At 64.7% G+C, this 25,805-nt stretch carries 26 protein-coding genes and 1 tRNA gene; 13 read left to right on the top strand and 14 right to left on the bottom strand.

Annotation, left to right across the window (positions count from 1 at the left end; all coding sequences use genetic code 11):
- Nucleotides 1-49: 49 nt before the first annotated feature.
- Complete coding sequence (locus ACNHGR_RS18900; RefSeq protein WP_184270688.1) at nt 50-436, top strand: hypothetical protein; 387 nt, start codon at nt 50-52, stop codon at nt 434-436.
- A gap of 10 nt (nt 437-446) precedes the next feature.
- Here ACNHGR_RS18900 and bdcA read toward each other — a convergent pair whose 3' ends face one another.
- On the bottom strand, nt 447-1,160 hold the full coding sequence (bdcA, locus tag ACNHGR_RS18895; protein WP_475288032.1) for an SDR family oxidoreductase: 714 nt from the start codon (nt 1,158-1,160) through the stop codon (nt 447-449).
- Nucleotides 1,161-1,232: 72 nt separating this feature from the next.
- Between bdcA and ACNHGR_RS18890 the strand changes: the two genes are divergently transcribed.
- On the top strand, nt 1,233-1,826 hold the full coding sequence (locus tag ACNHGR_RS18890) for a TetR/AcrR family transcriptional regulator (protein ID WP_475288030.1): 594 nt from the start codon (nt 1,233-1,235) through the stop codon (nt 1,824-1,826).
- On the opposite strand, the gene ACNHGR_RS18885 is transcribed toward ACNHGR_RS18890, so the two are convergent.
- The 8 genes from ACNHGR_RS18885 to ACNHGR_RS18850 form a co-directional block, all read right to left on the bottom strand.
- Complete coding sequence (locus ACNHGR_RS18885; protein WP_475288029.1) at nt 1,823-2,611, bottom strand: YncE family protein; 789 nt, start codon at nt 2,609-2,611, stop codon at nt 1,823-1,825. The genes ACNHGR_RS18890 and ACNHGR_RS18885 overlap by 4 nt on opposite strands.
- Before the next feature lie 92 nt (nt 2,612-2,703).
- Nucleotides 2,704-3,840, bottom strand: a complete 1,137-nt coding sequence (locus tag ACNHGR_RS18880) for a TonB-dependent receptor domain-containing protein (RefSeq protein WP_475288027.1) — start codon at nt 3,838-3,840, stop codon at nt 2,704-2,706.
- The gene (locus tag ACNHGR_RS18875; protein WP_475288026.1) at nt 3,840-4,934 is read right to left on the bottom strand and encodes an endonuclease/exonuclease/phosphatase family protein; all 1,095 of its coding nucleotides are present in this window, start codon (nt 4,932-4,934) and stop codon (nt 3,840-3,842) included. Before ACNHGR_RS18875 ends, ACNHGR_RS18880 begins: the two co-directional genes overlap by 1 nt.
- A 118-nt stretch (nt 4,935-5,052) precedes the next feature.
- Nucleotides 5,053-6,042, bottom strand: coding sequence for a nucleotidyltransferase domain-containing protein (locus ACNHGR_RS18870; protein ID WP_475288025.1), 990 nt, complete (start codon nt 6,040-6,042; stop codon nt 5,053-5,055).
- A complete protein-coding gene (locus ACNHGR_RS18865; RefSeq protein WP_475288023.1) occupies nt 6,039-6,902 on the bottom strand; it encodes an HprK-related kinase A in 864 nt (287 codons plus the stop codon). Before ACNHGR_RS18865 ends, ACNHGR_RS18870 begins: the two co-directional genes overlap by 4 nt.
- Nucleotides 6,899-7,195 carry an HPr-rel-A system PqqD family peptide chaperone gene (locus tag ACNHGR_RS18860; RefSeq protein ID WP_475288022.1) on the bottom strand — a complete coding sequence of 99 codons (297 nt, stop codon included), beginning with the start codon at nt 7,193-7,195 and terminating at the stop codon, nt 6,899-6,901. Before ACNHGR_RS18860 ends, ACNHGR_RS18865 begins: the two co-directional genes overlap by 4 nt.
- Before the next feature lie 73 nt (nt 7,196-7,268).
- Nucleotides 7,269-8,429: a glycosyltransferase gene (locus ACNHGR_RS18855; protein ID WP_475288021.1), complete on the bottom strand. Its 1,161-nt coding sequence runs from the start codon at nt 8,427-8,429 to the stop codon at nt 7,269-7,271.
- Nucleotides 8,430-8,530: 101 nt separating this feature from the next.
- Nucleotides 8,531-8,983 carry a hypothetical protein gene (locus tag ACNHGR_RS18850; RefSeq protein WP_475288019.1) on the bottom strand — a complete coding sequence of 151 codons (453 nt, stop codon included), beginning with the start codon at nt 8,981-8,983 and terminating at the stop codon, nt 8,531-8,533.
- Between the two features lie 99 nt (nt 8,984-9,082).
- Here ACNHGR_RS18850 and ACNHGR_RS18845 point away from each other — a divergent pair, with 99 nt between their 5' ends.
- The 7 genes from ACNHGR_RS18845 to phoB all read left to right on the top strand — a co-directional run bounded on the left by ACNHGR_RS18845 (nt 9,083) and on the right by phoB (nt 16,386).
- Nucleotides 9,083-10,369: an ATP-binding protein gene (locus ACNHGR_RS18845; protein WP_475288018.1), complete on the top strand. Its 1,287-nt coding sequence runs from the start codon at nt 9,083-9,085 to the stop codon at nt 10,367-10,369.
- 91 nt (nt 10,370-10,460) lie between these two features.
- Entirely contained in the window at nt 10,461-11,528 is a 1,068-nt protein-coding gene (locus ACNHGR_RS18840; RefSeq protein ID WP_184270657.1) for a substrate-binding domain-containing protein, read from the top strand.
- A 7-nt stretch (nt 11,529-11,535) separates the two neighbouring features.
- On the top strand, nt 11,536-12,930 hold the full coding sequence (gene pstC / locus ACNHGR_RS18835) for a phosphate ABC transporter permease subunit PstC (protein WP_475288016.1): 1,395 nt from the start codon (nt 11,536-11,538) through the stop codon (nt 12,928-12,930).
- Nucleotides 12,930-14,171, top strand: a complete 1,242-nt coding sequence (gene pstA, locus ACNHGR_RS18830) for a phosphate ABC transporter permease PstA (protein ID WP_475288015.1) — start codon at nt 12,930-12,932, stop codon at nt 14,169-14,171. The genes pstC and pstA overlap by 1 nt, the downstream gene beginning before the upstream one ends.
- A gap of 8 nt (nt 14,172-14,179) precedes the next feature.
- Nucleotides 14,180-14,968 (top strand): phosphate ABC transporter ATP-binding protein PstB, encoded by a 789-nt coding sequence (gene pstB, locus ACNHGR_RS18825; protein WP_184270648.1) that lies wholly within the window; start codon nt 14,180-14,182, stop codon nt 14,966-14,968.
- Nucleotides 14,969-14,985: 17 nt separating this feature from the next.
- Entirely contained in the window at nt 14,986-15,681 is a 696-nt protein-coding gene (gene phoU / locus ACNHGR_RS18820) for a phosphate signaling complex protein PhoU (protein WP_184270645.1), read from the top strand.
- 3 nt (nt 15,682-15,684) lie between these two features.
- Nucleotides 15,685-16,386: a phosphate regulon transcriptional regulator PhoB gene (phoB, locus tag ACNHGR_RS18815; protein ID WP_184270642.1), complete on the top strand. Its 702-nt coding sequence runs from the start codon at nt 15,685-15,687 to the stop codon at nt 16,384-16,386.
- Nucleotides 16,387-16,476: 90 nt separating this feature from the next.
- Here the strand turns inward: phoB and ACNHGR_RS18810 are convergent, their stop codons facing one another.
- From ACNHGR_RS18810 to recR, 3 genes are all read right to left on the bottom strand, one after another.
- The gene (locus tag ACNHGR_RS18810; RefSeq protein WP_475288013.1) at nt 16,477-18,702 is read right to left on the bottom strand and encodes a TonB-dependent siderophore receptor; all 2,226 of its coding nucleotides are present in this window, start codon (nt 18,700-18,702) and stop codon (nt 16,477-16,479) included.
- Nucleotides 18,703-18,885: 183 nt separating this feature from the next.
- On the bottom strand, nt 18,886-19,416 hold the full coding sequence (def, locus tag ACNHGR_RS18805) for a peptide deformylase (RefSeq protein ID WP_184270639.1): 531 nt from the start codon (nt 19,414-19,416) through the stop codon (nt 18,886-18,888).
- A 183-nt stretch (nt 19,417-19,599) separates the two neighbouring features.
- Nucleotides 19,600-20,196, bottom strand: a complete 597-nt coding sequence (gene recR, locus ACNHGR_RS18800; protein WP_184270636.1) for a recombination mediator RecR — start codon at nt 20,194-20,196, stop codon at nt 19,600-19,602.
- A 53-nt stretch (nt 20,197-20,249) separates the two neighbouring features.
- Here recR and fmt point away from each other — a divergent pair, with 53 nt between their 5' ends.
- Entirely contained in the window at nt 20,250-21,158 is a 909-nt protein-coding gene (gene fmt, locus ACNHGR_RS18795) for a methionyl-tRNA formyltransferase (protein WP_475288012.1), read from the top strand.
- Between the two features lie 18 nt (nt 21,159-21,176).
- Nucleotides 21,177-21,932, top strand: coding sequence for a tRNA pseudouridine(38-40) synthase TruA (truA, locus tag ACNHGR_RS18790; protein WP_475288010.1), 756 nt, complete (start codon nt 21,177-21,179; stop codon nt 21,930-21,932).
- Here truA and ACNHGR_RS18785 read toward each other — a convergent pair.
- Together ACNHGR_RS18785 and ACNHGR_RS18780 are read right to left on the bottom strand one after the other, a co-directional pair.
- Nucleotides 21,925-22,893 carry a GGDEF domain-containing protein gene (locus ACNHGR_RS18785; RefSeq protein WP_475288009.1) on the bottom strand — a complete coding sequence of 323 codons (969 nt, stop codon included), beginning with the start codon at nt 22,891-22,893 and terminating at the stop codon, nt 21,925-21,927. The two genes, truA and ACNHGR_RS18785, sit on opposite strands and share 8 nt — an antisense overlap.
- A gap of 63 nt (nt 22,894-22,956) precedes the next feature.
- Nucleotides 22,957-23,676, bottom strand: a complete 720-nt coding sequence (locus ACNHGR_RS18780; protein ID WP_475288008.1) for a queuosine precursor transporter — start codon at nt 23,674-23,676, stop codon at nt 22,957-22,959.
- A 434-nt stretch (nt 23,677-24,110) separates the two neighbouring features.
- Between ACNHGR_RS18780 and proP the strand changes: the two genes are divergently transcribed.
- Nucleotides 24,111-25,604 carry a glycine betaine/L-proline transporter ProP gene (proP, locus tag ACNHGR_RS18775; protein ID WP_475288007.1) on the top strand — a complete coding sequence of 498 codons (1,494 nt, stop codon included), beginning with the start codon at nt 24,111-24,113 and terminating at the stop codon, nt 25,602-25,604.
- A gap of 100 nt (nt 25,605-25,704) precedes the next feature.
- Nucleotides 25,705-25,781: transfer RNA gene (locus tag ACNHGR_RS18770), tRNA-Arg, on the top strand.
- Nucleotides 25,782-25,805: the final 24 nt, after the last annotated feature.

Genomic DNA, 25,805 nt, shown 5'->3' with positions numbered 1-25,805 from the left:
ATTTTAACTTGATCCAGGTTATATTTTCGGTGTTGTTCCAAGGTGCCCTATGATCGCATGTGAACTGGACGATCCGGACGGAATCATCTTTGTCCACGCAACCGGCCTGTGGTCGATCGCCGATGTCGATCGCCATTACACGCATCTGGGGCTGATTATAGCGGACCGGCGCCGCAATGGCCTGCCGATCCGCATCCTGTCCGACGTGACGGAAGCGCAGCGGCAGGCGCGGGAGACGGAAGCCCGCATCCTGGAGCATATGGACCGCACCTATCAGTCGACCGATCGCGTCGCCATTCTGGTGAACAGCATCGCCGACAAGATGTATGTCCGTGCGCGTCTCGGCAAGGCGATCGTCGGCGTCTTTTCCTCGCAATTGCCGGCGGAAATGTGGCTGATGACCGACGACCTCCAGCCGCCGGGCATCGCCGCCTGAAAGGAGCCGGTCAGGCCCCGAAACCACCGTCGATCGTGTGCATCGCACCGGTGATGATGCCCGCTTCCGGTCCGGCCAGATAGGCGGTCAGGCCGGCAATCTCCTCACCAGTGGCGTGACGGCGGATCGCCATGAAATCATGCATCATGCCGGCCATCGGGCCGTCCGAGGGGTTCATGTCGGTATCGGTCGGACCGGGCTGGACGATATTGACGGTGATGCCGCGCGGCCCGAAATCGCGGGCAAGGCCACGGGCCAGACCCTGCAACGCCGATTTGGTGAGCGCATAGGCCGCGCCGCCAGCGAAGGGCATGCGGTCGCCATTGACCGATCCGATAACGATGATGCGGCCGCCTTCGGGCATCTGGCGCGCAGCTTCGACCGCAGCGTGATAGGGCGCGCGGACATTGATGTCGATCATCCGGTCGATTGCATCGGCATCCTGTTCCAGCGCATCGCCCAATATGCCGACACCGGCATTGATGACGAGGATGTCGAGCGCCCCCTGCTGAGCGACGGTAGCGATGGTGGCGTCGCGGTCAGCCGCATCGGAGCGGACGGCAGTCGATCCGGTTTCGGCGGCCAGCGCCTGCGCCGCGTCATGCGACCCGGCATAGGTGAAGGTGACGGCAGCGCCATCCTTTGCAAAACGGCGGACGATGGCGGCGCCGATGCCGCGGCTGCCGCCGATGACGAGGGTCTTCTTTCCAGTAAAGTCGGTCATGGTCCTATTCCTTGAGAAATGATTAGTGATCGCTATATAAATCAGCAAATAGCCGCTTCAAGGATTTTTGTAGTGAGTGATAAAATAAAAGCCAGAGGGCGTGGACGCCCCCGCGCCTTCGATCGGGACATGGCGCTGGATCAGGCGCAGGCGCTGTTCCATGCGCAGGGCTATGAAGGGGTCGGCGTCGCAGCGCTAGCCGAGGCGATGGGCATCAATCCGCCGAGCCTCTATGCCGCCTTCGGCAGCAAGGCCGCGCTCTATGCTGAAGTGCTGGACCGCTATTCGCGCGCCTCTCCCCTGACCGAACCGCTGGCCGTTCCCGGCATCGAACCGGCCGCAGCGCTGGCCAATTTGTTGCGCAAGGCGGCGCGCATCTATTCCGCCGATCCGATGGCAGCGGGGTGTCTCGTGCTGGAGGGCGGACGGAGTACGGACGCCGATGCCGCCTGCCGCGCACGCAACAGCCAGAATGCCAGCGTACAGGATCTGCGCGCCTTCATCGCCGCCACGCATCCCGACAAGGCGGACGTCGTGGCTGATTATGTCGCAGCGGTGATGTCGGGCCTGTCCGCAGATGCGCGCGCCGGCCATTCGACCGAGCGCCTGAGCGCTGTCGCCGATATGGCGGCTTTGGCGATCGCGGCGATGCTGCCCCCGGCTTAATCCGGGATGCTGCTGGCGACCAGCGTCGTCAGCTTGCGATCGACCGACCAGATACGGCCCGCAACCTTCGGGTCCCAGTCGATCGCCTGTCCCGGCGAGGCGATGCCGATGGTGCGCTTCCATTCCAGCACCGACCCCGCCTCCGGCAGGGCCAGTTCATACATTTCCGGCCGGTCATGGCCGGTTACATAAAGGCGGCCATCCCTGCTCCAGCTGGCACCGGAACAACTGAAAGGCGCGAAGCGGGCGAGCACCTGTTTCGGGAAGGTCCAGGCTGCTTCCTGCCGGAACGCATCGTCCATCCGCACCAGCAAAGTGTAGCGATAGTCGCGGTTCGGCTCCCCACCCTTGCCGGCATAATTGGCGTAGACCGCCCACCATTTGCCGGCATGCCGATCCAATACGGTCAGCGATCCGGGACCAAAGCCAAGGCTGACGGTGCGCAGGTGGCGCAGCGTCTTCGTATCGAAAATCTCGATCGCGCTGGTCTGCGGCACGGCGGGATAGTTGGATGCGGCGCAGACCAGCTCACGACCCGCCACCGTGCAACTGTTCATATGCGGGAAGAGGCGGCGCTCGCCTTGCCACTGGGCGATACGCTGGCCGGTGGCGATGACATATTTGCCGATCCGGTCATTGTCGATCGCATAGACATGGACGCCGTCCGACGCTACGCCCTGATGCGCTTCAGGCGCGGGCAGGCGCAGCGCGACCGGTGATGGCGGGGGTGACGGCGCATCGGTATCCTGCGCCGATGCCGCGCCCGTCAGGGCCAGGGCTGCCATCGCCATCATAGTCCATTCATGCCGCATCGCCCGCTCCGATCAGGAAAGCCCCGCCGATAGGCAGGCAATGCTACAGAAAAAGGACGGTCCTGTTACCAGCGCAGGGCAGCGCTGAGCATCAGGGCGCGCGCCTGATCGGCAGCGCGGATCGGGCCGGATTGGGGTTGGTCCGCCAGCCGCCCGCTCATCAACCGGTCGGGGTCGGTGAGGTGCAGGCCGATGCGCGGTGATCGGGGATCGGCGGGGACATAATCGATGCCGCCCTCCATCCGCATCCGGTTCGCCCCCTGCCCCCAAGCCGAGATGCTGGTGCGCGCGGCGCTCATCGCGCAGCGCCAGCGACCATGGCGCCATTCGCCCTGCACCGCCAGTCGCTCTTCGGTCAGCACCGCGCCCCGATCCGGGTCGATCCGCGCCCGATCGTAGCGCAGCCCCCAGCGCAGCCTTGGCGACAGGCTGTGCCGCGCCTCCAGCGCCACGCCCTGCATGTGCGCGGAGCCGAGATTATGCGGCCTGTAGCCACCCTCGACAAAGGCCAGCCGGTCGCGCACCTGCCCGTCATAGGCGGCGACATCCAGCTCCAACGCCGGCATCGCTGCCCAGCGCAGGCCTATGCGGGTGCGGCTGTCCCGCTCCGGGCGCAGGCTTTGGCGCAGCGCGCGATAGGCGGGCTGGTCCAGCCCCATCGCGCCGATCGTGCCGATATCCGCATAGCCGCGCACCGTTTCGCGATAATCGGCGGTCAGTGCCAGTCGCGGCGTGGCGGCGAAGGCCAGATGCGCCGACGGCACGAAATCGTCGCGCACGCGCAGGTCGGCGCGGCTGTAGGGCGATGTCGCATTGACCGCCTTGTTGCTGAACTTGGCGGCCTGCCATCCGACCATGGCCGACAGCCGTTCGTCTATCTGCGGCAGGTCCATCTGGATATCGACCAGCCGGACGCTGCTGCGCGGCTGATGGTCGGCGCGCGCGGCCATCAGCGCGGCGACACGATGGCGACGGCGTTGCAATGTCAGGTGCAGATCGGCCGGCTGGGTGGGCAACGGGATCAGTTCAATGGCATAGATGCGCGCCGGGCGCTGCGCGAAAGGCAGCAGCGGCGCCGGGCGGACCGAAAAATTGATGCGCGGGCGCAGGGCGAAGCCGGCATGATCGGGCCAGACGGACTCCGCCATGGCCGGCATCGGCAGCAGCATTGTCGCGAGCAGAGCGGATGGGAGGAGGCGCATCAGCGGCCTCCCGCATCGGCGAAGCGCAGTGGCCCAGCCCCTGCGGCGCCATAGCTAATAGCATAGCCGACATGGTCGGACAGGCGCTGGTCTGCCGAGCCGCCAAAGGGGATATGTGCGGCGGTCACCGGCATCGGCGCGCCGGTGGCGCTGCGGGCGAAGATCCAGTCTTTCGAGCGCAGGACCGCTTCGTCCAGGTCGCGCCGGTCGGCCGGATCGGCCAGCAGCGCCTGCGCCTGCGCCTGACGGCTGCCACCGAGCAGCGGCGCGACGAAGGTCAGGCCGGGACGGTCCCAATGGGCGAAGAAGGCGCGGATGCGCTGCGCGTCGCCGCCGATATTGAGGTCGCCGCCCAGCAGCAGGGTGCGGTCGCGCGGCACATGACGCGCGACGAAGCCGGCCAGCAGCCCCGCCTGTCGATCGAAGGCCCTGAGCGACCGGGCGATCGGCACACCGGCCGCCTTGCGCGCGTTGAGATGGGTGTTCACCACGGCCACCGGCCGGTCGATGCCTGGCACGCGCAAATGGGCGATCATCGCGCCCTTGTTGGCCAGACAGTCGAACCCGGCACAGGCGAAGGCGGGATAGGCGAAGCGATCGACCGCTGCGATCGGATAATCGGACAGGATGATGAGGCCGCTGTTCAATCGCTTGTCCAGCGTTTCGCCCCGGTCCCAGCGGGCAGAGCGCAGATAGGCCCGGTCGGCGGCTGTCACGGCAATCGCGCTGCGCATCGACGGGTCAGGCCCGACGGCGACATGGACATAGCCGGCGCGCTGCGCGAATTGGGCCGGGTCGGCGGTGAAGCCTTCCTGGATCAGGACGATATGGGGCTGGCGCCGTTCTGCCCGCAGGCGCGCCAGTCGATCGGCGATCCGCCCCAGCGCCGCGTTCCGGCCGAAGGCGACCGGCCAGGGCAGGCCCATGACATTATAGGTCATGATCGAGAGCGGCAGATCAGGCTGCACCGACGATGGCGAGGATAGATGCCGTTCGCCGGGCGAACTGACACCGGACGAACTGGCACTGGGCGAACTGGCGGCCAGCAAGGCCGTCAGACTCGCAAACAGTAAGGCGCGCGCTGGTTTGAACATGATACAGACCCCTGAGCCGCGCCTAGCTCGCCCGTGGGTCATGTCCGTGTCCGCGCGATGGCAGCGCGGTTAAAGTTGCAAGTCAGGCCGAGTCATCGCTTCGACGCACACCTGTCATCTACTGGGGCCGGTGCCCCTTGCTCCATTTGGTCCAGAGGTGCCGCAGCAGCATCAGCGGCGGCATGCGCAGCCAGTGCGAACGGATGTAAAAAGCAAAGACCAGCAGCTTGCGCGTCTCCTGCCCCCAGCCATTGCGCGCGAGCAACCGCGCCCGCACGAGCCGGTCCCACAGGGTCAGTCGTGCGCCACCGCCATAAATCGCAGCCGCCAGCCGCTGCGCCTGTCGCACATGTCTGGTGAGGCCGTGACGGGTGGCCCGTACGTCCAGCGCCGCCGGGTCGGCATCGGGCAGCAGGCAGTGAATATCCCACAGGTTGCGCAGGCCGCCCTGTATGTCGCCATCGGCCAGCATATGCGCGACGCTGTGCACGATCCGGTCCTCGGCCGACAGGACATATAATCCATTGGCTATGGATATGGCGTCGGCGATCATCGCAGCGGCATCCGGGGTCTGGCGCGCGGTCAGCGGCAGCACGGTATGATGGACGTCGATCATCCGGTCGCGCTCGACATGGATCATCGGCGGCAGTTCGTGCATCCACTGGCGATAATAGGCGTCGTCATAAGGGTCTTCCTTGACCCATTCCCATCCCGCCGCGATCAGCGCCCGTTCCACCGCCGGCATGGCGTCGCGCGGCACGAGGATGTCGAGGTCGCCGATGAAGCGCCCCTGCCCTGCGCGGAGATCAGCCGCGACATAGGCCGTGCCCTTGAGCAGCACCGGCCGGACATCCAGCCCGCGCAGCGCTTCTGCTGCTCGGTCCGCTTCCCACAGCGCCTGCTGCGCCTCACGCGCAGTGTCGCGCTTCGCATCCATCAGGACCAGTCGCACGGCGTCGGGCACGGCGACATCATCCAGCCCCCAGGCCAAAGTCCCGATCAGCCGCTCGGCCCGCGCAGCGGCGAGCAGGCGGTTCCAGCCATCCGCATCCAGCCGCCCGGCCTGCACCGGATCGCGCAGCACCTGCACCAGCAGGGCCGCGCTCATGCCAGTTCCTCCCACAGCCGATCGACCATGGCGAAGGCGTCCTCGCCCGACGCAAAGTCGATCGCCCGTGCCGGCACCTGTCGCACGAAGCGCGTCAGGCCGGTAAAGGCCGGCTCGCCCAGCGCGACATAGTTGGTCGAGGCTTGCGTCAGGCGCATGAAGATTTCGCCCTGCCCCAGCGTGCGTACATCGGCGGCATGGCCGAAACGCGGGAAGAGCAGCAGGGCCGGCATACCCCCCTGGTCCATGCGGGCGACGGCATCGGCGCGCGGCACCATATGGCGGATGTCGCCCTTCGCCGTGGCGGTGAGCAGCGGACCCATGCGCGCTTCACCCACGGCATCGGCCACGACGTCAATTGCGCGATTCTTCAGGCTGACGAGCCGGGGAAAGGGCAGGATCACGCCGCTATCGCAATCGAGCAGCGCAAATTCGTCGCCCATGAAGCGCCAGCCCCGTTCGCCCAGCAACGCCGAAAGGGTCGACTTGCCCGATCCGGATTCGCCGGTCATGACCAGCACCCGCCCATCCTTCTCCACGCTGGAGGCATGGAGCAGCAGATGCCGGCGCCAGCCCAGCGCCATTTGCAGGTTCATCCCCATTTCGGCGGCCAGCAGGCCATGGGCCAGGCTCATCGGTGCCGCATCGGCCAGGCCATGATCGCCGGTGATGAAGATGGACGGGCGCACGAAGCGGCGCAGCGGGCTGGTCGGCTGGAGACGGACGGTAAAGTCGGCGATCGCGCCCTTCACGTCGGGATAATCGGCATAGAGCCGGGCCAGTTGCGCGATCGGCTGTGGCCAGGCGGAACCGATGCGGAAGGTCGCCGGGCCGATGCGCAGGGTGATGTTGTGCCTCATGCCGGTCGTACCAGACCCAGTGCGACCAGCGCGTCGAGATGCGCCTCAATTTCCGCTATCGCCGCCTCTTGCGGCCCCAGATCATAATCCTGCGCCAGCCGGTCGTGCATGGCCTGCGCCGTGACAGCTGCGCCATCGGCCATCCGCGCCATGATCTCCGGCACAGGGCTGATGACCATATGGGTCTGGCCGGAGCGATGATGGTAGAAAAGCGTAAGATCGTCGAGGACGCAGGCCGCTACCGCATCCGCTGCATCCCGGCGATAGGCTGTCGTCGCGTTCAAATCCGGCATCCCAAACCATAGTCCAACGCGCTGTAGCGCGAAAGACGTAGCCAAGAGCCTAACGCATCAGGCCCCTAATGCATCAGGAAAGGGCTGGCGACGAAAGGGGTTGGCGGATGCGGCTGGCGGCCAGTCCTTCAAAGGCGCGCAGATAGCGGTCGAGGGCGCGGTCCACGCCATGGTCGCGCGTCGCGGCGGCCAGCATCGCGGCGGGGGCCGGCCGGTTCATGCTGCGTTCGATGGCGCGGGCAAAGGCATCGGCATCGCCCACCGGCGTCACCGGATGCTGAGCGCCGGCGGCCAGCAGGGGGCGGATATTGGGCGTGCTGTCCGTCGCAACGACATCGGCGCCACAGGCCATCGCCTCTATCAGGGTCGCGCACAGGCCTTCCCAGCGGGACGGCTGGAGCAGCAAATCGGCCTGCGCCATCAACGCGGCGATTCGATCCGGTTCGCAGACGAAGCCGGCAAAATCCACCCGATCGGCGATGCCCAGCGCCGCGCATTGTCGCTCCAGATCGGCGCGCAGCGGCCCCTGCCCGGCTATGGTGAGGTGCCAGTCATGATGACGCAGCTGCGCCAGCGCGGTCAGCGCCATCGCCTGATCCTTCTGCCCGGTCAGTCGTCCGACCATCAGCAGCCGCCAGGGATCATTGGCCCGGCGCGGCAGGCGCCCGGCGCAGGCCTGTTCCATCGCCCGCGTCACAGTAGGACGGGGCAGCAGTCGCGCATCGCCACTGTCGGCCAGCAAAGCGCGGTCATGCTCGCCCATAACGATGGTCAGATCGCTGAGCCGGGCGATGGCGCGGAACCGCTTCAGCCGCACCCACGCCCCCGGACCATGCTGGCCGGGACGGACGATCGGATTGGAAATGCGGCTGACCGCCTGCGTTGCGGTGCCCAGCGTCGCCAACGCGACCAGCATGTTGCTCTGGTTGCCGGCCGAATAGAGGATGTCGGGCCGATGCCGCCGGACCATGGCGGCCAGTGACGGAAATTGCGCGATCATCGACAGGCGGCGCGCTCCGCCCAGGGTTGGCACCTGCCGAATGGTCAGCGCCGGATCGATCAGATGCGCGCAGGCACCGTCGGTGCGGGTCATCCACAATTCGACCGGTACGCCCCGGCGCAGCAGATGATTGGCCAGCAGGATGGCGACGCGGTCGAGCCCGCCGTCACCGGGCTGGTACAGATAGACCGCCACCGAAAAATCGCGCGCCGAAGGGCGGCGGGACTGAAACATCGATATGCCCTCGACGAAAGATCGAACCATTGCAGGTTCGACGTCGTCAACGCAGGCAAACCGTATTCGTTCAGATCATCTCAGGGCGATAGCGGAACGGATCAACGCGGCATTTGCAGCGAAGCGTAACAGGTAAAGCCGCTCGTTCCCCGCTGGAGGCGGCGAATATAGTTGAGATAGGCCTGATTCTGCTCATAGCCGGTGCCGGGCAGCCGCCCGCCGCGCAGCGCCTGTTTCACCTGCTCGCCGGTAAAGCTGCGGCCGGTGCCGGGATAGGCGCCCGGCGTGCCGGACGGCACCAGCTGGCCGTTGGGCGCGATGAAATTGCCGGCACGTCCCTGATCGGGTACGGGGATGGTGCAGTTGAGCACTGAAGCGGCGGTATTGGCGAGGGCGGGACGAATCGACACGATGGCGGATGCAGCCACCGCGCCCCCCATCAGCAATTGACGGCGGGTCGGCACGGCCAGCGCGTCTGGCAGCGATGACGCATCGGGCGTGGCCGCCGCTTGGGTGGCCTGCGCATCATCCTGTCCGGGCTTCGGGTCGCTCATTGCGTCAAGATCCGTTCGTGCCGCTTGTCAAAGCGTAAAGATTGCACACTATTGATATAGCCATCGCAGCAATTGCGCGACAAATCCAGCGCGGTAACCATGAATCGACTGACAATATCCCAGATTACGGCCTCCCTCGCCATGCTGTTGCTTGGTACCGGAGGCGCTCTTTTGCTGGGTGCATCGCCCATCACCATCGCCCTGCCCATATTGGCGGGCCTGATCGTGCTGATTATCTGTGCGGAAGGAATTGCCGTCCGCCCGGCGCCCGAGCGCGTCATGCCGGATACGCCCGACCTGATCGTCCATTCCGATTTCGCCAGCCTGCTGGAGGGGATTTCCGATCCGCTGATGCTGGTGGAGCGTGGCCGGATCGTGCGGGCGAATCGCGCGGCGCAGAGATTGCTGGGTAACCATATAGAGGGCGAGGATGCCCGCATCGCCATCCGCCACCCCGCCGCCGCCGAACGGCTGGCCAGCAGCGCGCCGATGGCCGAGCCGGTGATGGTCGAACTAGTGGGCTTGGGCAGTCGCGACCAGCGCTGGCAGATGCGCGTGGCCCCCGTCGGCCAGGTCGCCGACATGCGCCGTCTGGTCCATCTGGTCGATCATAGCGGCACCCATGCGGCCGAACGGATGCGCGTCGATTTCGTCGCCAATGCCAGCCATGAGCTGCGCACGCCGCTGGCCGGGATTTTGGGCTTCATCGAGACTCTGGCCGACCCGGAAATGGGCAAGGATGTCGAAACGCGCCAACGCTTCCTCAAGATCATGGATGGCGAGGCGCGACGGATGCAGCGGCTGATCGACGACCTTATTTCGCTCAGCCGGATCGAGGCGGAGAAATATCGCGCGCCCGACGCGCTGGTCGACATGTCCGAACTGGCGGCCGAAGTGGTCGGCGTCTTCCGCTCCAGCCATGGCGACCGGGGGCGCGAGGTGGAGATGGAGATCGCCCCGCAACTGCCCAGCGTGCAGGGCGACCGGGCCCAATTGTCCCAGTTGCTGCACAATCTGATCGGCAATTCGGTCAAATATGGCCGCCCCGGCACGCCGATCCGCGTGACGCTGAACGAAGGGCCGAGCGGAATGACCCGGCTGACCGTCGCCGATGAGGGCGAAGGGATCGGCCCCGATCATCTGCCGCGCCTGACCGAGCGTTTCTATCGTGTCGATTCGGGCCGCAGCCGGGCGATGGGCGGCACGGGCCTGGGCCTGGCCATCGTCAAGCATATCGTGGAGCGGCATCGCGGGCGATTCGACATTGCCAGTACGTTGGGCAAGGGCACCAGCATTACCGTATTGCTACCTCCCCCGGTTGAGGAAGCCCCTGCGAAGAATGACGAAAAGAAGCGACCATCGGCCCTTTCAGGGACGATGTCATAAAAACGAAACCTGACTGTCACAAAGGCGCGATGGTCCGCGACTAGGGCGCTTCCACAGGGGGGCGGCGACTTGCGAATCGCGGCCTTGATGTATGGAGGTTCCCGTGAAGAAATTCGCTCTGCTCGCCGCCACCACCGCGAGCATTTTCAGCCTTGCCGCCTGCGGCGATCAGTCGGGCGGTGGCGCCGGCGCCACCCGCGACCAGATCCGCGCCGTCGGTTCGTCCACCGTCTACCCCTTCGCCACGGCGGTCGCTGAACTGTTCGTGCAGGGCAATGCCGGCATGAAGTCGCCGATCATCGAATCGACCGGCACCGGCGGCGGCATGAAGCTGTTCTGCGCCGGCGTGGGTGCCCAGCATCCCGACATCGCCGACGCGTCACGCCGGATGAAGAAGGCCGAATTCGAACAGTGCGCCGCCAATGGCGTGAAGGACATCATCGAAATCCAGGTCGGCGTCGATGGCCTTGCCTTTGCCGAATCGAAGCAGGGTCCGGGCCTGAAGCTGACCCCCAAGATTGTTTACGAAGCGCTGGCCGCCAATCCCTATGGCAAGGGTCCGAACAAGGCCCAGACCTGGAAGGATGTGGACCCCAGCCTGCCCGCGATCGCCATCTCCGTCTTCGGTCCGCCCTCGACCAGCGGCACCCGCGACTCGCTCGCCGAACTGATCCTGGAAAAGGGCTGCCAGAGCGACGAAGCGATGAAGGCGCTCAAGGAAAAGAGCGAAGACGAATATAAGGCGACCTGCACCCGCATTCGCGAAGACGGCAAATATGTCGATTCGGGCGAGAACGACAATCTGATCGTGCAGAAGCTGGGCGCGAACCCCAATGCGGTCGGCGTCTTCGGCTACAGCTTCCTTGAGGAAAACAAGGACACGCTGAAGGACGTGCCGATCAACGGCGTCGAGGCGACCTATGAAACCGTGTCGACCGGCCAGTATCCGGGCGCCCGTCCGCTCTACATCTATGTGAAGAAGGCGCATATGACAGCCATCCCCGGCCTTCAGGGCTTCCTGAACACCTTCGCCGCCAACTGGAACCCGGACGGCGCGCTGACCAAGCGCGGCATGGTCGCGGCGCCGGAAGACGTGCGCAAGAAGAGCGCCGAAACCGTCAAGGCGCTGACCGTCCTCGACGGTTCGCAACTGAAGTAAGGGCGACATGACCGGACCTGCAATCCTCCTGCTGCTGGCGGGCCTGGGCGCGATCGCCTGGGTCAGCGCCCGCGCGCGCGCGCTGCGGCTGCAAACCGCGGCGCGGGCCACCGGGCGGCGCGACGCCGTCCACTCGCTACCCGGCTATCATGGCTGGTATGTCGCGCTGTGGACCCTGATCCCGGCCGCCATCTTCCTGGCGGTCTGGGCCAATGTGGCGCCCGGCCTGGTCACGCAAAGCGTGCTGGCCGATCCGGCAGCGCAGAGCCTGCCCGCCGACGCCTTCTCCCGCTCCGCCATCCTTGGCGAGGCGCGGGCGATCGCCAACGGTACGCAGGCCGGGGCGTTCAATCCCCTGTCGCAAGCTCTGGTCGAACCCTATGCGCAAGCGCTCGACAAATATGGCATCGCCGGCGCCGTCCTGGCGCTGGTGCTGGCCTTTGCCGGCGGCGCCTTCGCCTTCACCCGTGTGCGACCCGATTTCCGGGCGCGCACGCGGGTCGAGCGGCTGGTGATGGCATCGCTGCTGATCGCGTCGCTGATCGCGATCATCACGACGCTGGGCATCGTCGCCTCGCTGCTGTGGGAAAGCTTCCGCTTCTTCTCCATGGTCAATCCCATCGACTTCCTGTTCGGCCTGAAATGGTCGCCGCAGTCGGCCGCGATGGGCTATGGCAATGACGACGCGTTCGGTGCGGTGCCGCTCTTCTGGGGCACCATCTTCATCGGCGCGATCATCGCCATGATCGTGGCGATCCCGCTGGGCCTGATGAGCGCCATCTACCTGACGCAATATGCCAGCCCGACCGTCCGCAAATGGATGAAGCCGACGCTGGAGATGCTCGCGGGCGTGCCGACCGTGGTCTACGGCTATTTCGCTGCGCTAACCATTGCGCCTGCGCTCCGCGACTTCGCCGTGATGATCGGCATCCATGGCGCGTCCTCGGAAAGCGCACTGGCCGCCGGTCTGGTGATGGGCGTGATGATCATTCCCTTCGTGTCCTCCATGGCCGACGACAGCATCGCCGCCGTGCCGCAGTCCATGCGTGACGGCAGCCTTGCCATGGGCGCCACCACCAGCGAGACTATCACCCGCGTGCTCATCCCCGCCGCCCTGCCCGGCGTCGTCGGCGGCGTGCTGCTGGCCGTCAGCCGCGCCATCGGCGAAACGATGATCGTGGTGATGGCCGCCGGCCTTGCCGCGAACCTCACCGCCAATCCCTTTGCCAGCGTGACCACGGTGACGACCCAGATCGTCCAGTTGCTGACCGGCGACCAGGAATTCGACAGCGCCAAGACGCTGGCCGCCTTCGCGCTGGGCCTGGTGCTGTTCATCGTCACCCTGCTGCTCAACATCGTGGCCCTGCGGGTCGTGAAGAAATATCGCGAGGCTTACGAATAATGAGCACACGCAACCCCACCGACTGGAAGTCGGAGGCCATGCGCAAGCGGATTGCGGGGCGCTATGCCGCCGAACGCCGCTTCAAGGCCGCCGGACTGTTCGCCGTCCTGCTGTCCGCATCCTTTCTGGCCTTCCTGCTCGTCACCATGATGGGTAACGGCCTGCGCGGCTTCACCCGGACCGAGATCGCACTGAAGGTCGATTTCCCGGCCTCGCCGCTGCTGCTCGATCCCCAGGCGATCACCGACGAGGCGCTGGCCAACGCCAATCTGCCGATGGTGACCGGTACGGTCGCCAAGAAGGCGCTGGGCGAGAAAGCCGACGACCTGCTGTCGCCGACCGCCTGGATCAGCATCCGCGACGCGATCAAGGCCGATCCGACGATCCTGAGCCGCACCGCCACGATCAGCGTCCCCGCCTCCACCGCGCTGGACCTTGCCGCCAAAAGCAAGGGTTCGCCCGAGATGGAAGCGGAGGTCGCCCGGCTGAAGCAGCAGGGCGTGCTGTCGACCGGCCTCAACCTCGGCTTCCTGACCGCCAGCGACGGCACCGATCCGACGCAGGTCGGCATTTGGGGCGCGTTCAAGGGGTCGTTGCTGACCATGCTGGTCACGCTGATCCTCAGCTTCCCGGTGGGCGTGGCGACCGCGCTCTATCTGGAAGAATATGCGCGCAAGAACTGGTGGACCGACATTATCGAAGTGTCGATCAACAATCTGGCGGCCGTGCCCTCCATCATCTTCGGCCTGCTGGGCCTGTCGATCTTCCTGAACCTCGCCCATCTGCCGCGATCGGCGGCACTGGTCGGCGGCATGACGCTGGCGTTGATGACGATGCCGGTCATCGTCATCGCCGGGCGCAACGCCATCAAGTCGGTGCCGCCCAGCATCCGCGACGCGGCATTGGGCATCGGCGCTAGCCCGGTACAGGTCGTGTTTCAGCATGTGCTGCCGCTCGCTTTGCCCGGCATCCTGACCGGCACGATCATCGGCATGGCCCGCGCGCTCGGCGAGACGGCCCCGCTGCTGATGATCGGCATGCGCGCCTTCATCGCGACCCCGCCGGGCGGTATCACCGACCCTGCGACCGTGCTGCCGGTGCAGATCTTCCTCTGGTCGGACGAAGTCTCCAAGGGCTTTGTCGAAAAGACCTCCGCCGCGATCATTGTTCTGCTGGTCTTCCTGCTCGCGATGAACGGCCTCGCCATCTACCTGCGCAACAAGTTTGAAACACGGTGGTAATGACACCCATGACAGAAGCACAAACCAATCTGACCATCGCCGATCCCAAGATGTCGGCCCGCGATGTCAAGGTCTTCTACGGCGAAAAGCAGGCGATCAAGGGCGTGTCGATCGATGTCGGCATGGACCATGTCACCGCCTTCATCGGCCCGTCGGGCTGCGGCAAGTCGACCTTCCTGCGGACGCTGAACCGCATGAACGACACGGTCGCTTCGGCCCGGGTCGAGGGTGAGATCACGCTGGACGGCGAGAATATCTACGCCCCGTCGATGGACGTGGTGCAGCTGCGCGCGCGCGTCGGCATGGTATTCCAGAAGCCGAACCCCTTCCCCAAGTCGATCTACGAAAACATCGCCTATGGGCCGCGCATCCATGGCCTCGCCGCCGGCAAGGCGGACATGGACGTGATCGTGGAAAAGTCGCTGCGTCGCGCCGGCCTGTGGGACGAAGTGAAGGACCGGCTGCATGACAGCGGCACCGCCTTGTCGGGTGGCCAGCAGCAGCGTCTGTGCATCGGCCGCGCGATCGCGGTCGAACCCGAAGTCATCCTGATGGACGAGCCCTGCTCGGCACTGGATCCCATCGCGACCGCCAAGATCGAGGAACTGATCCACGAACTGCGCGGCCGCTATGCGATCGTGATCGTCACCCACAACATGCAGCAGGCCGCCCGCGTATCGCAGCGAACCGCCTTCTTCCATCTGGGCGAGCTGGTCGAATATGGCGTGACATCCGACATCTTCACCAATCCCCGCCAGGAGCGGACCAAGGATTATATCACCGGCCGCTACGGCTGATCCGGGGGAGGAACATCATGGCTGAACATACGATCAAGGCATTTGACGAGGAAATCGACCGGCTGCGCGGGCTGATCGCCGAAATGGGCGGTCGGGCGGAAGCGGCGATCGAAAATGCGATGCTGGCGCTACAGCGGCAGGACAAGAAATTGGCCGCCGAAGTGGTCGCGGACGACAAGCGCATCGACGCGATCGAGGCGGAAGTCGAGAAGCTGGTCATTCAGGTGATCGCGCTCCGCGCGCCGATGGCCAACGATCTGCGCGACGTGATCGCCGCGCTGAAGATCGTCAGCGTAGTGGAGCGGATCGGCGACTATGCCAAGAATATCGCCAAGCGCGTGCCGCTGATCGCGACCAACACCCGCACGCTGGAGCCGATCGCGCTGCTGCCCTCCATGGGGCAGGTCGCAGGTGAGATGGTACATGATGCGCTGAACGCCTTTGCCGCGCGCGACGCCGATCTGGCGCTCGCCGTGGTCGAGCGCGACACGGTGGTCGACGATTTCTACAACAGCGTGTTCCGAACGCTGGTGACGTTCATGGTCGAGAACCCCAAGACGATCAGCGAATGCGCGCACCTGTTGTTCGTCGCCAAGAATATCGAGCGGATCGGCGACCACGCCACCAACGTCGCGGAAATGGTCTATTATGCGGCCACTGGCCAGACCCTGCCCGAGCGCGAGCGCGGCGCCGACCTGCAAGCGGAGGACTGAGCCATGGCGCGAGCGAAGATGCTGCTGGTCGAAGATGACGCGGCACTGGCCGAACTCCTCATCTGGCATTTCAAGCGCGAGGATTTCGAGGTCGCCCATACGGTCGATGGCGAAGAAGCGCTGCTGATGGCGCAGGAGAATGTGCCCGATATCGTGCTGCTTGACTGGATGGTCGAAAGCCTGTCGGGCATCGAGGTGTGCCGCCGCCTGCGCCGCATGAACGGCACCGCCAACATCCCCATCATCATGCTGACCGCGCGCGGTGAGGAAGAGGATCGGGTGCGCGGTCTGGAAACCGGCGCGGACGATTATGTGACCAAGCCTTTCAGCCCCCGCGAACTGGTGGCGCGCGTCGGCGCGGTGCTGCGCCGGGTGCGGCCGGCGCTGGCCGGCGAGACGCTGACCTTCGCCGATGTCGAGATGGATACGGTGGGCCACAAGGTGCGCCGTGGTGGCCAGGTGATCCCGCTCGGTCCCACCGAATTCCGCCTGCTCAAGCATTTTCTGGAGCATCCGGGCTGGGTCTTTTCGCGCGAGCGGCTGCTCGACAGCGTCTGGGGGCAGGACAGCGATATCGAACTGCGCACCGTCGACGTCCATATCCGCCGCCTGCGCAAGGCGATCAACGGCGATGGCCAGTATCAGGATATTATCCGCACCGTGCGGTCGGCCGGCTATGCGCTGGATACCGAAGGCATGAACTGAACCCATCGCCGTATATGAGAAAAAGGCCTCCCCGGAATGTCCGGGGAGGCCTTTTTCATGCGCTTGCCGGCGCAAGCAGCGCCTTCCCCGTCAGGGGAAGCTGAAGCGCAGGGTGGCGAACACGGTGCGCGGACTGCCATAGAAATTGCCGCGCCCGGTGGAAGAAATGCGCGCATAATAGACGCGGTCGAACAGGTTGTTCACATTGACGGACAAGGAGATACGGTCGTTGACCTTGTAGCCGGCCCGCATGTCCGCCACGACATAACCGCCCTGCCGCACGATCGTGGACCGGGTGCGCAGCGTACCGTCCGTATTCCATATCGCCGCGTTGCCGCCGAAGGTGGCACTGAGCCAGGTCAGCCCGCCCCCGACGCTGAAGCCTTCCAGCGCACCGCTGGTGGGGGCATAGTTGGTGAACAGCTTGACCGAATGTTTCGGGATGACCGGCACCACCGAAATGCCTTCATATAGCGCATTGGTGTCGCGCAGATATTTGTTGCGATTATAACTGTAACCGCCGTTGATCCGCCAGCCGGGCAGGATTTCGCCGCCCGCATCGAACTCAATCCCGCGCGAGCGAACCTTGCCGATCTGCAACACCACATCGGGCAGGTCGGGGTCGGTGAACAGGCGATTGGACTGGGTGATCTGATAGGCGGCCAGCGACAACAGCAGCTTGTCGTCGAACAGCGACAATTTGCTGCCGCCTTCATATTGGTCGCCGATCAGCGGTTCGATCCGGCCGCCATCCACGCGCGGCAGGGTGGATGTCTGCGGCATGAAGCTGTCCGCATAGCTGCCATAGATATTCCAATTGTCGGTCACGTCCCAGACGATGCCGGCATAGGGCGTGAATTGCCCGTCCATGCTGTAGCCGCTTGGCCGCTGCAAGGTAGGGAGCAAAGTCTGCGACTGTGTCGACCACCATGTCATGCGGCCGCCACCGACCAGCGTCAGCCCCTTGACCGGGCTGAAGCGCAACTGGCCGTACATGCCATATTGTTCGACGTCGGTGGTGCTGGCGCCATAGACCTGGGTGACGGCGCCATAGGGGCCTTCATAGGCCGGCAGCGGACCATAGGGGTCAAGCGGCGGTTCGGCCGGAGAAACCGGGTTATAGACGTCGATCGTCGCATAGCGGCTGAGGCGGGTATAATAAGTGGTGGCGGAACTCGCCTGATAGTCCATGCCCAGGATCAACGTCTGGTCCCGGCCGAACATCGGGAAGCTGCCGACGCCGTTGAAATCGAAGGACCGGGTGCTGAATGTATTGTCGCCGCGATAGGCGATGTGCGGGGTGACGCCGTTGGTTTCCGTGATCGGCGCGCTGCCGATATAGCTGTAGATATCGATCCGATCGACATCGGTGTAGAGGCCGGTCGCCCGCAGCGTCCAGCGATCGCTGATCTGATGGGTCAGTTCGGCGAAGGCGGACCAGCTTTCGGAACGGAAGCGGTTCCAGTCCGCCCCAACATAGGTCGAACGCGGGACATCCAGCAGTTTTCCGTCGCTGCCGTCGGCGCCGCCGATGATGCCGGGCAGACCGGTCTGGATCGCCGGCTTGAACCGTTCCCAGGTGCCCCCCACGGTGAAGGTGGTGCGATCGCCGATGTCGATCTTGCCCACGGCGAAGGCACCGACACGGTTGCGATGGGCAATATCGTAAAACTGATCCTGATCCTGGACCATGGCGCCCAAGCGTATCGCCGCGCCGCCGCCGATCGGCGCCGACAGGTCGATTTCGCCACGCTTGTTCTGATAGCTGCCATAGCCCAGCGAACCCTGGACCTTGAAGCTGTCGAGGGGGCGCTTGCGCACCAGATTGATGCTGCCGGCCGGGTTGCCCGATCCGCTGAACAGGCCAGCCGGACCGCGCAGCACCTCCAGCCTTTCGTAGAAGAAGAGGTCGGGGATGACCGCCGGGGAATCATAGGCGCGGGTCGGCGTGCCATCGACCAGATAATTGTTGATGGCAAAACCGCGCGAATAGAAGGTCGCGCCTTCGCTGCCGACACCGTTGACGGTGATGCCGTTGGTGGCGGTCAGCGCATCTTCCAGCGTGAACAGCCCCTGCGCTTCGATCTGATCCCGGTCGATCACCGTCACGGTGTTAGGAATGTCCTTGAGCGGCGTGACGGTCTTGCCGACTTCCTGGCCGTAGCTTTTGCCGACGACGATGATTTCGGGCCGGTCACCGTCCGCGTCCCCCGCATAGGATGTGGCATCATCGGCCGCAAAAGCCGGAACGCAAACGCACATGGCCGCGATGGTCAGGACGCGCAGACTGGTGGTGGACAGGAAATATGTGGTCAATGAAGCCTCCCTTTTGACGGGTGGCCCTTAAACAGATTCGCTATTGAAAGTCACTATCAATAAATGAATGGCGAGCATTTTCCGCTTGTTGACCGATGCACTCCGCCCTTGTCGATATGGAGAGAAAATAGAAAAGCGCCCCGACCACCGCCGGAGCGCCTGATTTTGTGCCACCGACGATCGTTACGCCGCGCGGCGGGCCTTGGTCAGTTTCTTCATCAGCATGTCGCGCTTCAGGCGGGACAGGTGATCGATGAAGAGTATGCCCTCCAGATGGTCCATCTCATGCTGGAGGCAGGTGGCGAGCAGCCCTTCCAGCTGCTCTTCATGGATGCGGCCTTCGCGGTCCATCCAGCTTGCGCGGATGACGGCCGGACGTTCGACTTCGGCGAACTGGTCCGGCACCGAGAGGCAGCCCTCATTATAGACGGACAGATCTTCCGAACCCTTGAGAATCTCCGGGTTGATGAAGACCATCGGCTTCCTGACCGGCGGCGCGCCTTCTTCGTCCGATTCGGGCTCCTGAAGGTCCATGACCAGTACCCGCTTGGGCACCCCGACCTGGATCGCGGCAAGGCCGATGCCAGGCGCGTCGTACATGGTTTCGAACATGTCGTCGATCAGCGTCTGCAAATCGTCGTCAATCGCCTCGACAGGGGTCGAGATGGTGCGCAGGCGCGGATCGGGCGCTTCAAGAATGGGACGGATGGCCATGCTCCGAACATAGGCGGAACAGCCGCGAATATCAAGCGGGGCAAGGACGGATGCGTACGGCTTAACTTCGCATATTTCCCGCCAATCCTGAAATTTCAGATTAGAAATAGGAAATTAAGTTACAGCCAGCGCCAACCAGCGATGGGGTGCCTTTAGCAGGATCGGGACGAGTAGGACAGCGCCCTACCCCACCGGCCGTCGCGCGCGCAGCGCCTGCGCCAGCGTGCCTTCGTCCAGATAGTCGAGTTCGCCGCCGACCGGCACGCCATGGGCCAGCTGGGTCAGGCGGATCGGAAAACGCTCCAGCCGTTCGACAAGATAATGGGCGGTCGTCTGCCCCTCCAGCGTGGCGTTCATCGCCAGCACCACCTCGTCTATGCCGCCCGGCTCCAGCCGTGCGACCAGCGCGTCGATGGTGAGATCTTCGGGCCGCACCCCTTCCAGCGCGGAGAGCCGCCCGCCCAGCACATGAAAGCGGCCGGGAAAGAGGCGCGACTTGTCGAGCGCCCACAGATCCGACACATCCTCTACCACGCAGAGCGCGCGCGGATCGCGGCGATGATCGGTGCAGATGCCGCAAGGATCGACCGTGTCGACATTCCCGCAGACATGGCAGGTGACGAGCCGCTCGTTCACAGCCTCCAGCGCGCGCAGCAGCGGCTCCATCGCGCCTTCGCGGCGTTTGAGCAGATGCAGCACCGCGCGCCGCGCCGAACGGGGACCAAGACCGGGCAGTCGGGATAGCGCCTGGGTGAGCGCTTCGATTTCAGGAGAGGCCATATCGTGAGATAAGGGGTTGCAACTGGGAGAGACAAGGGGTTTGAGCATCCGCCATGCGTATCATCTATATGGGCACCCCCGATTTCGCCGTTCCTGCGCTCGATGCGCTGGTCAAGGCGGGGCATGACATCGTTGCGGTCTACAGCCAGCCGCCCCGCCCGGCCGGTCGCGGCAAGGCGTTGCGCCCCTCCCCCGTCCATATGCGCGCGGAGGCACTGGGCATAGAGGTGCGCACCCCGGTGTCGCTCAAGGATGCTGAGGTGCAGGCCGCATTTGCCGCGCTGGCGGCCGATGTCGCGGTGGTGGCCGCCTATGGCTTGATCCTGCCGCGCGCCGTGCTGGATGCGCCGCGCCATGGCTGCATGAACATCCATGCCTCGCTGCTGCCGCGCTGGCGCGGGGCGGCGCCGATCCAGCGGGCGATCCTGTCCGGCGACAATGTCACCGGCGTGACGATCATGGACATGGAGGCAGGCCTCGACACCGGGCCGATGCGCGCCAAGCATGTGACGCCGATCGAAGGCAAGACCGCCGGCGTGCTGACCGACGAACTCGCGCAGGCCGGGGCCGAATTGATGGTCGAGGTGCTGGACGATGTGTCGCTGCATCCGGCGATGGCGCAGCCGGAGGACGGCGTCACCTATGCCGCCAAGATCGACAAGGCGGAATCGCGGATCGATTTTAGCAAGGACGCCCATCAGGTCGAACGACAGGTCCGCGCCTTCAACCCCTTTCCCGGTGCCTTTTTCGAATATCGCGGCGAACGCTTCCGTATCCTTGCCGCACATATCGAGCACCGTGCCGGCCCGGCGGGCGAATTGCTGGACGACAGCCTGCTGATCGGATGCGGCCATGACGCGATCCGCCCGACGCTGATCCAGCGCGCCGGCAAGGGGGTGATGACGCCGGGCGAATTGCTGCGCGGCTATGACATGCCGGCGGGGAGCCGGGTGGATGGGTAATCGGAGCGAAGGTCAGATATGACCCGCTTTGCCTTCACTGTCGAATTTGACGGGCGGCCCTTCATGGGCTGGCAGCGGCAGGCGCATGGGCCGAGCGTACAGCAGGCAATCGAGGACGCGATCTTCGCGGTCACGGGGGAGCCGGCGGTCATCCATGCGGCCGGGCGTACCGATGCCGGCGTCCATGGCCTCGCCATGCGCGCCCATGCGGAGATCGGGAAGGATATCCCGCCCTTCCGCCTGATGGAGGCGATCAACGCGCGGCTGCGGCCTGATCCGGTCGCGATCCTGGCATGCGAGGTCGTGCCGGACGACTGGCATGCCCGCTTTTCCTGCGTCGGCCGATCCTATATTTACCGCATCGCCAATCGCCGCGCGCCGCTGACCTTCGACAAAGGGCTGATGTGGCGGGTGATCCAGCCGCTCGATGCTGGCGCGATGCATGACGCCGCGCAGATATTGGTGGGACTGCATGACTTCACCACCTTCCGGTCCGCCCATTGCCAGGCGCACAGCCCGGTCAAGACGCTGGACCGACTGGCGGTGGAACGCGACGGCGACCGCATCGCCATTCATGCGGCGGCGCGATCCTTCCTGCACCATCAGGTGCGGTCGATGGTCGGATGTCTGGCGATGGTCGGCATGGGCCGCTGGACCGCGGACGATCTGCGCGCCGCGCTCGAGGCGAAAGATCGGGCCGCGCTGGGCCTGAATGCGCCGCCGGACGGGCTATATTTCGTGCAGGCCAGCTATCCGGGCGAAGACGTCAGGTGAAAGCGGCGACCCGCACCTGATTCTTGCCGGCGCGCTTGGCATCCCGCATCGCATCGTCAGCGCAGGCGATCAGCCGGTCGAGATCGGCCGGATCGGGCCGGTCGGTGCTGACGAGGCCAAGGCTGCCGCTGATGCCCATGCCATAGGCCGCCAGAGCCAGCCTTACGTCTTCGGCAATGGCGGCAACGGCCACGTCTTCCCGGTTCGCGAGCAGAACCAGAAATTCGTCGCCTCCCAGCCGGGCGACGACATCGCCCGCCTGCGTATGGCTGCGCAGGATGCCGCCGATATCGGCCAGACAAATGTCGCCCGCCGCATGGCCATAGCTGTCATTCAACTGCTTGAACCCGTCGAGGTCGAGGAACAGCAGGCTCACGGCCCGGTTCATCTGCGCGGCATGGGTCAGCACATGTTTGGCCCGGCAGGCGAAGCCACGCCGGTTGCACAGGCTGGTCAGTGGATCGTGCATCGCTTCGAAACTGGCTTGGCGCAGGTCGGACAGATCCTCGATCACCGCGACGTAGAATTCGGGCCGATCCGCGTCATCGCGCACCATCGCGACGGTCAGATTGACCCAGATGACCGTGCCGTCCGCACGAATATAGCGTTTTTCCATCGAATAGCGGGGCAGTTCACCGGCATTGAGTCGGGCCAGCAGCGCCTCGTCCGCATTCAGGTCGTCCGGATGGGTGATCTGCTGGAAGCCGGTGCGGATGAGCGTGTCGGCGTCATAGCCGCTAATCTCGCAGAAGCGTGGATTGACCAGCAGAAAATGGCCGTCCAGCCGGACATGCGCGATGCCGATGGGTGCGTGATGGAAGGTCGCCTCGAACCGCCGTTGCGCCCGGCCCAGTTCGGCAGCCATATTCGGGCAGGGGCCGAACAGATCGGCCGTCACCATCACAGGAAAAGGTTTGCGTTCAAGAGTCTGGGCAAAATCGTCGTGCAGATGGCGGCTCATGCGCCCTTATTGAGGACGACCGGTAAACAGAGATTTACCAAGGCCGGATGGTCGCAAAGTTTTTCAGAGCTGGGTGCGGAAGGGCGTGAAATTGGTCCCGGCGTCATAGACGTCCAGCCCTTCCCGGCGCTTCAGGAAGCCGACCACAATATAGGTCACAGGGGTCAACACCGCTTCCCACAGACATTTCATGCCCCAGTTGGTGACCATGACGGTCAGCACCTGCGTGTGCGTCCAGGTGCCCAGGAAGGCGAGCGGGTAGAAGAGCAGGCTGTCCACCCCCTGCCCGACGATGGTCGAACCGATGGTCCGCATCCACAGATGCCGCCCCTGCGTCAGCAGCTTCATCTTGGCAAGCACGAAGCTGTTGGCGAATTCGCCCGCCCAGAAGGCACAGAGCGACGCGAAGACGATGCGCCAGGTGCTGCCGAAGACGGACTCATAGGCTTTCTGGTCGGGCCAGCCTTCCGCCGGCGGCAGCGCCACCACGACCCAACTCATCAACGCCATGAACAGCATGGCGGCAAAGCCCGCCCAGACGCAGCGGCGCGCGCGGGAATAGCCGTACACTTCCGTCAGCACGTCGCCGATGACATAGCCGAGCGGGAAGAAGAGGATGCCGGCACCGAAGGTGAAGCCGCCCAGCGTAGATAGCTTGGCCGCGCCGATCAGGTTGGACAGCAGTAATATGGCGACGAAGGCCGCCATGAAGAAATCATAATAGCGCAATGGCCGGCTTCCCAGCGCATCCGCCTCGATCTTGTGCACCGCCCCGTCGCTCATGCCGACGATGCTTATCGTGCAGCCGGATGATTGCAAGCGAGCGCTGGCGCGAATCCCGCTGAAACGCCAGGATTCCAAATGGCATCGTCATTGCGAGCGCCGCGAAGCAATCCATGTTGCGCCATATGGATTGCTTCGCGGCGCTCGCAATGACGCAGTGGGTTGATCTCATTTGATCAAACTCCAAGACCCTCGCTTCGCAATTTTTGCTGCGATGCGATGTCGCAATGCAGCATTGCGGGTCGTTTCACCCGCTTGAGGCCACGGCCCGTCCCTTAACTGCCCCCTTTTGCGCATGGGCTGCCTATGTGCGGCCCTTCCCGCTTGATGCCGCTTCGGTGTCGCACCTTTCACGGTCGCTCTGTTCGACCCCTCATTCGCCGATCGTGCGTGGCGCATCCTTCGCGTCCCTGTTGGCGGAACCGGAGACAGTTATGTCCTTTTCCAGCGCCGATCGCGCGCATCTTGGCTGGTTCAAACGGCGTCGCGACCTGAAGGTCGACGACATCACCATCGTCGACAAATCGCAACTTAACCGGGCCGTGGGGGCGGCGGCGCTGGGCAATGCGATGGAATGGTTCGATTTCGGCGTCTACGGCTATCTGGCCGTCACATTGGGCCGGGTCTTCTTTCCCGCCGGCGATCCGACCGCACAGCTGATCGCGACGCTGGCGACCTTTACCGCTGCCTTTCTGGTTCGGCCACTGGGAGGTCTGGTGTTCGGGCCGCTGGGCGACCGCTATGGCCGGCACAAGGTTCTGGCCTTCACCATGATCCTGATGGCGATCGGCACCTTCGCCATCGGCCTGATCCCTTCCTATGAACGGATCGGCATGGGCGCGCCGATCCTGCTGCTGGTCGCGCGGCTGATCCAGGGCTTTTCCACCGGCGGCGAATATGGCGGGGCGGCAACCTTCATCGCGGAATATTCGACCGACCAGAAGCGCGGTTTCATGGGCAGCTGGCTGGAGTTCGGCACGCTGGGCGGTTACATCATGGGGGCAGGCACGGTCACGGCGCTGCAAATGGCGCTGAGCGATGCCGACATGCTGGCCTGGGGATGGCGCATCCCCTTCCTGATCGCGGGGCCTTTGGGGTTGCTCGGCCTCTATATGCGGCTCAAGCTGGAGGAAACGCCGGCCTTCCGTGCTTATGCCGAGGAAGCCGACAAGCGCGAGCAGGATCGCCTGCCCCTTACCGCTCTGCTGCGCACCCACTGGCGCCAACTGGTCAAGTGCATGGGGCTGGTGCTGGTGTTCAACGTCACCGACTATATGCTGCTGACCTATATGCCCAATTATCTGAGCGTCACCATGGGTTACGCGGAGAGCAAGGGGCTGTTGCTCATCATTCTGGTGATGCTGGTGATGATGCCGCTCAATGTCGTGGGCGGCGCGATCAGCGACCGGCTGGGGCGGCGACCGATGATTATCGGCGCCTGCGCGGCGCTGATCCTGCTGTCGGTGCCGTGCATGTGGCTGATCGGAACGGGTAACGACTGGCTGATCTTTGCCGGGCTGATGCTGCTGGGCGTGACTTTGGTCTGCTTCACCAGTTCGATGCCCTCGACCCTGCCCGCGCTTTTCTACACGCCGGTGCGCTACAGCGGGCTGTCGATCGCGTTCAACATCTCTGTCTCGCTGTTTGGCGGCACGACGCCGCTGGTCACCGCCTGGCTCGTCAGCCGGACCGGCGATCCGCTGGTGCCGGCCTATTATCTGATGGGCGCGGCGGCGATCGGCATCGCGACGATGTGGCATGTGCGCGAAACCGCGGGCATGCCGCTGCGCGGATCGCCACCGGCCGTGGAGAGCCGGGCGGAAGCCGTCGCCCTGGTGCGCGGCGATCAGCCGGTCACGGTTGATCCCACACCGCCCCATCCGCCCCGGTCGAGCGACACCGTGGCGCTGGCCCCCAGTACAGCCTGACGGATGGCGGGCGAAACGGGCGCGTCCGCTGCGATCTTGCACGCCGACACAGTCAGGCGATTGCAAGCGGCCGGATCGCCCGCTATCGCGGCACCCGCACGGCCCCGTAGCTCAGTTGGATAGAGCATTCGCCTTCTAAGCGAATGGTCGCAGGTTCGAATCCTGCCGGGGTCGCCACAGAATCAGAAGTTGAAGATCAGC

This window comes from Sphingobium sp. RS1 (assembly GCF_056156825.1).
This window is presented reverse-complemented; position numbering and strand designations above follow the sequence as displayed.

Bases quoted from the DNA above. Each gene is read 5' to 3' on its own strand.
- ACNHGR_RS18900 (WP_184270688.1), top strand. From the start codon at position 50: ATGATCGCATGTGAACTGGACGATCCGGACGGAATCATCTTTGTCCAC.
- bdcA (WP_475288032.1), bottom strand. From the start codon at position 1,160: ATGACCGACTTTACTGGAAAGAAGACCCTCGTCATCGGCGGCAGCCGC.
- ACNHGR_RS18885 (WP_475288029.1), bottom strand. From the start codon at position 2,611: ATGGCAGCCCTGGCCCTGACGGGCGCGGCATCGGCGCAGGATACCGAT.
- ACNHGR_RS18880 (WP_475288027.1), bottom strand. From the start codon at position 3,840: ATGCGCCTCCTCCCATCCGCTCTGCTCGCGACAATGCTGCTGCCGATG.
- ACNHGR_RS18875 (WP_475288026.1), bottom strand. From the start codon at position 4,934: ATGTTCAAACCAGCGCGCGCCTTACTGTTTGCGAGTCTGACGGCCTTG.
- ACNHGR_RS18870 (WP_475288025.1), bottom strand. From the start codon at position 6,042: ATGAGCGCGGCCCTGCTGGTGCAGGTGCTGCGCGATCCGGTGCAGGCC.
- ACNHGR_RS18865 (WP_475288023.1), bottom strand. From the start codon at position 6,902: ATGAGGCACAACATCACCCTGCGCATCGGCCCGGCGACCTTCCGCATC.
- ACNHGR_RS18860 (WP_475288022.1), bottom strand. From the start codon at position 7,195: ATGCCGGATTTGAACGCGACGACAGCCTATCGCCGGGATGCAGCGGAT.
- ACNHGR_RS18855 (WP_475288021.1), bottom strand. From the start codon at position 8,429: ATGTTTCAGTCCCGCCGCCCTTCGGCGCGCGATTTTTCGGTGGCGGTC.
- ACNHGR_RS18850 (WP_475288019.1), bottom strand. From the start codon at position 8,983: ATGAGCGACCCGAAGCCCGGACAGGATGATGCGCAGGCCACCCAAGCG.
- ACNHGR_RS18845 (WP_475288018.1), top strand. From the start codon at position 9,083: ATGAATCGACTGACAATATCCCAGATTACGGCCTCCCTCGCCATGCTG.
- ACNHGR_RS18840 (WP_184270657.1), top strand. From the start codon at position 10,461: ATGGAGGTTCCCGTGAAGAAATTCGCTCTGCTCGCCGCCACCACCGCG.
- pstC (WP_475288016.1), top strand. From the start codon at position 11,536: ATGACCGGACCTGCAATCCTCCTGCTGCTGGCGGGCCTGGGCGCGATC.
- pstA (WP_475288015.1), top strand. From the start codon at position 12,930: ATGAGCACACGCAACCCCACCGACTGGAAGTCGGAGGCCATGCGCAAG.
- pstB (WP_184270648.1), top strand. From the start codon at position 14,180: ATGACAGAAGCACAAACCAATCTGACCATCGCCGATCCCAAGATGTCG.
- phoU (WP_184270645.1), top strand. From the start codon at position 14,986: ATGGCTGAACATACGATCAAGGCATTTGACGAGGAAATCGACCGGCTG.
- phoB (WP_184270642.1), top strand. From the start codon at position 15,685: ATGGCGCGAGCGAAGATGCTGCTGGTCGAAGATGACGCGGCACTGGCC.
- def (WP_184270639.1), bottom strand. From the start codon at position 19,416: ATGGCCATCCGTCCCATTCTTGAAGCGCCCGATCCGCGCCTGCGCACC.
- recR (WP_184270636.1), bottom strand. From the start codon at position 20,196: ATGGCCTCTCCTGAAATCGAAGCGCTCACCCAGGCGCTATCCCGACTG.
- fmt (WP_475288012.1), top strand. From the start codon at position 20,250: ATGCGTATCATCTATATGGGCACCCCCGATTTCGCCGTTCCTGCGCTC.
- truA (WP_475288010.1), top strand. From the start codon at position 21,177: ATGACCCGCTTTGCCTTCACTGTCGAATTTGACGGGCGGCCCTTCATG.
- ACNHGR_RS18785 (WP_475288009.1), bottom strand. From the start codon at position 22,893: ATGAGCCGCCATCTGCACGACGATTTTGCCCAGACTCTTGAACGCAAA.
- ACNHGR_RS18780 (WP_475288008.1), bottom strand. From the start codon at position 23,676: ATGAGCGACGGGGCGGTGCACAAGATCGAGGCGGATGCGCTGGGAAGC.
- proP (WP_475288007.1), top strand. From the start codon at position 24,111: ATGTCCTTTTCCAGCGCCGATCGCGCGCATCTTGGCTGGTTCAAACGG.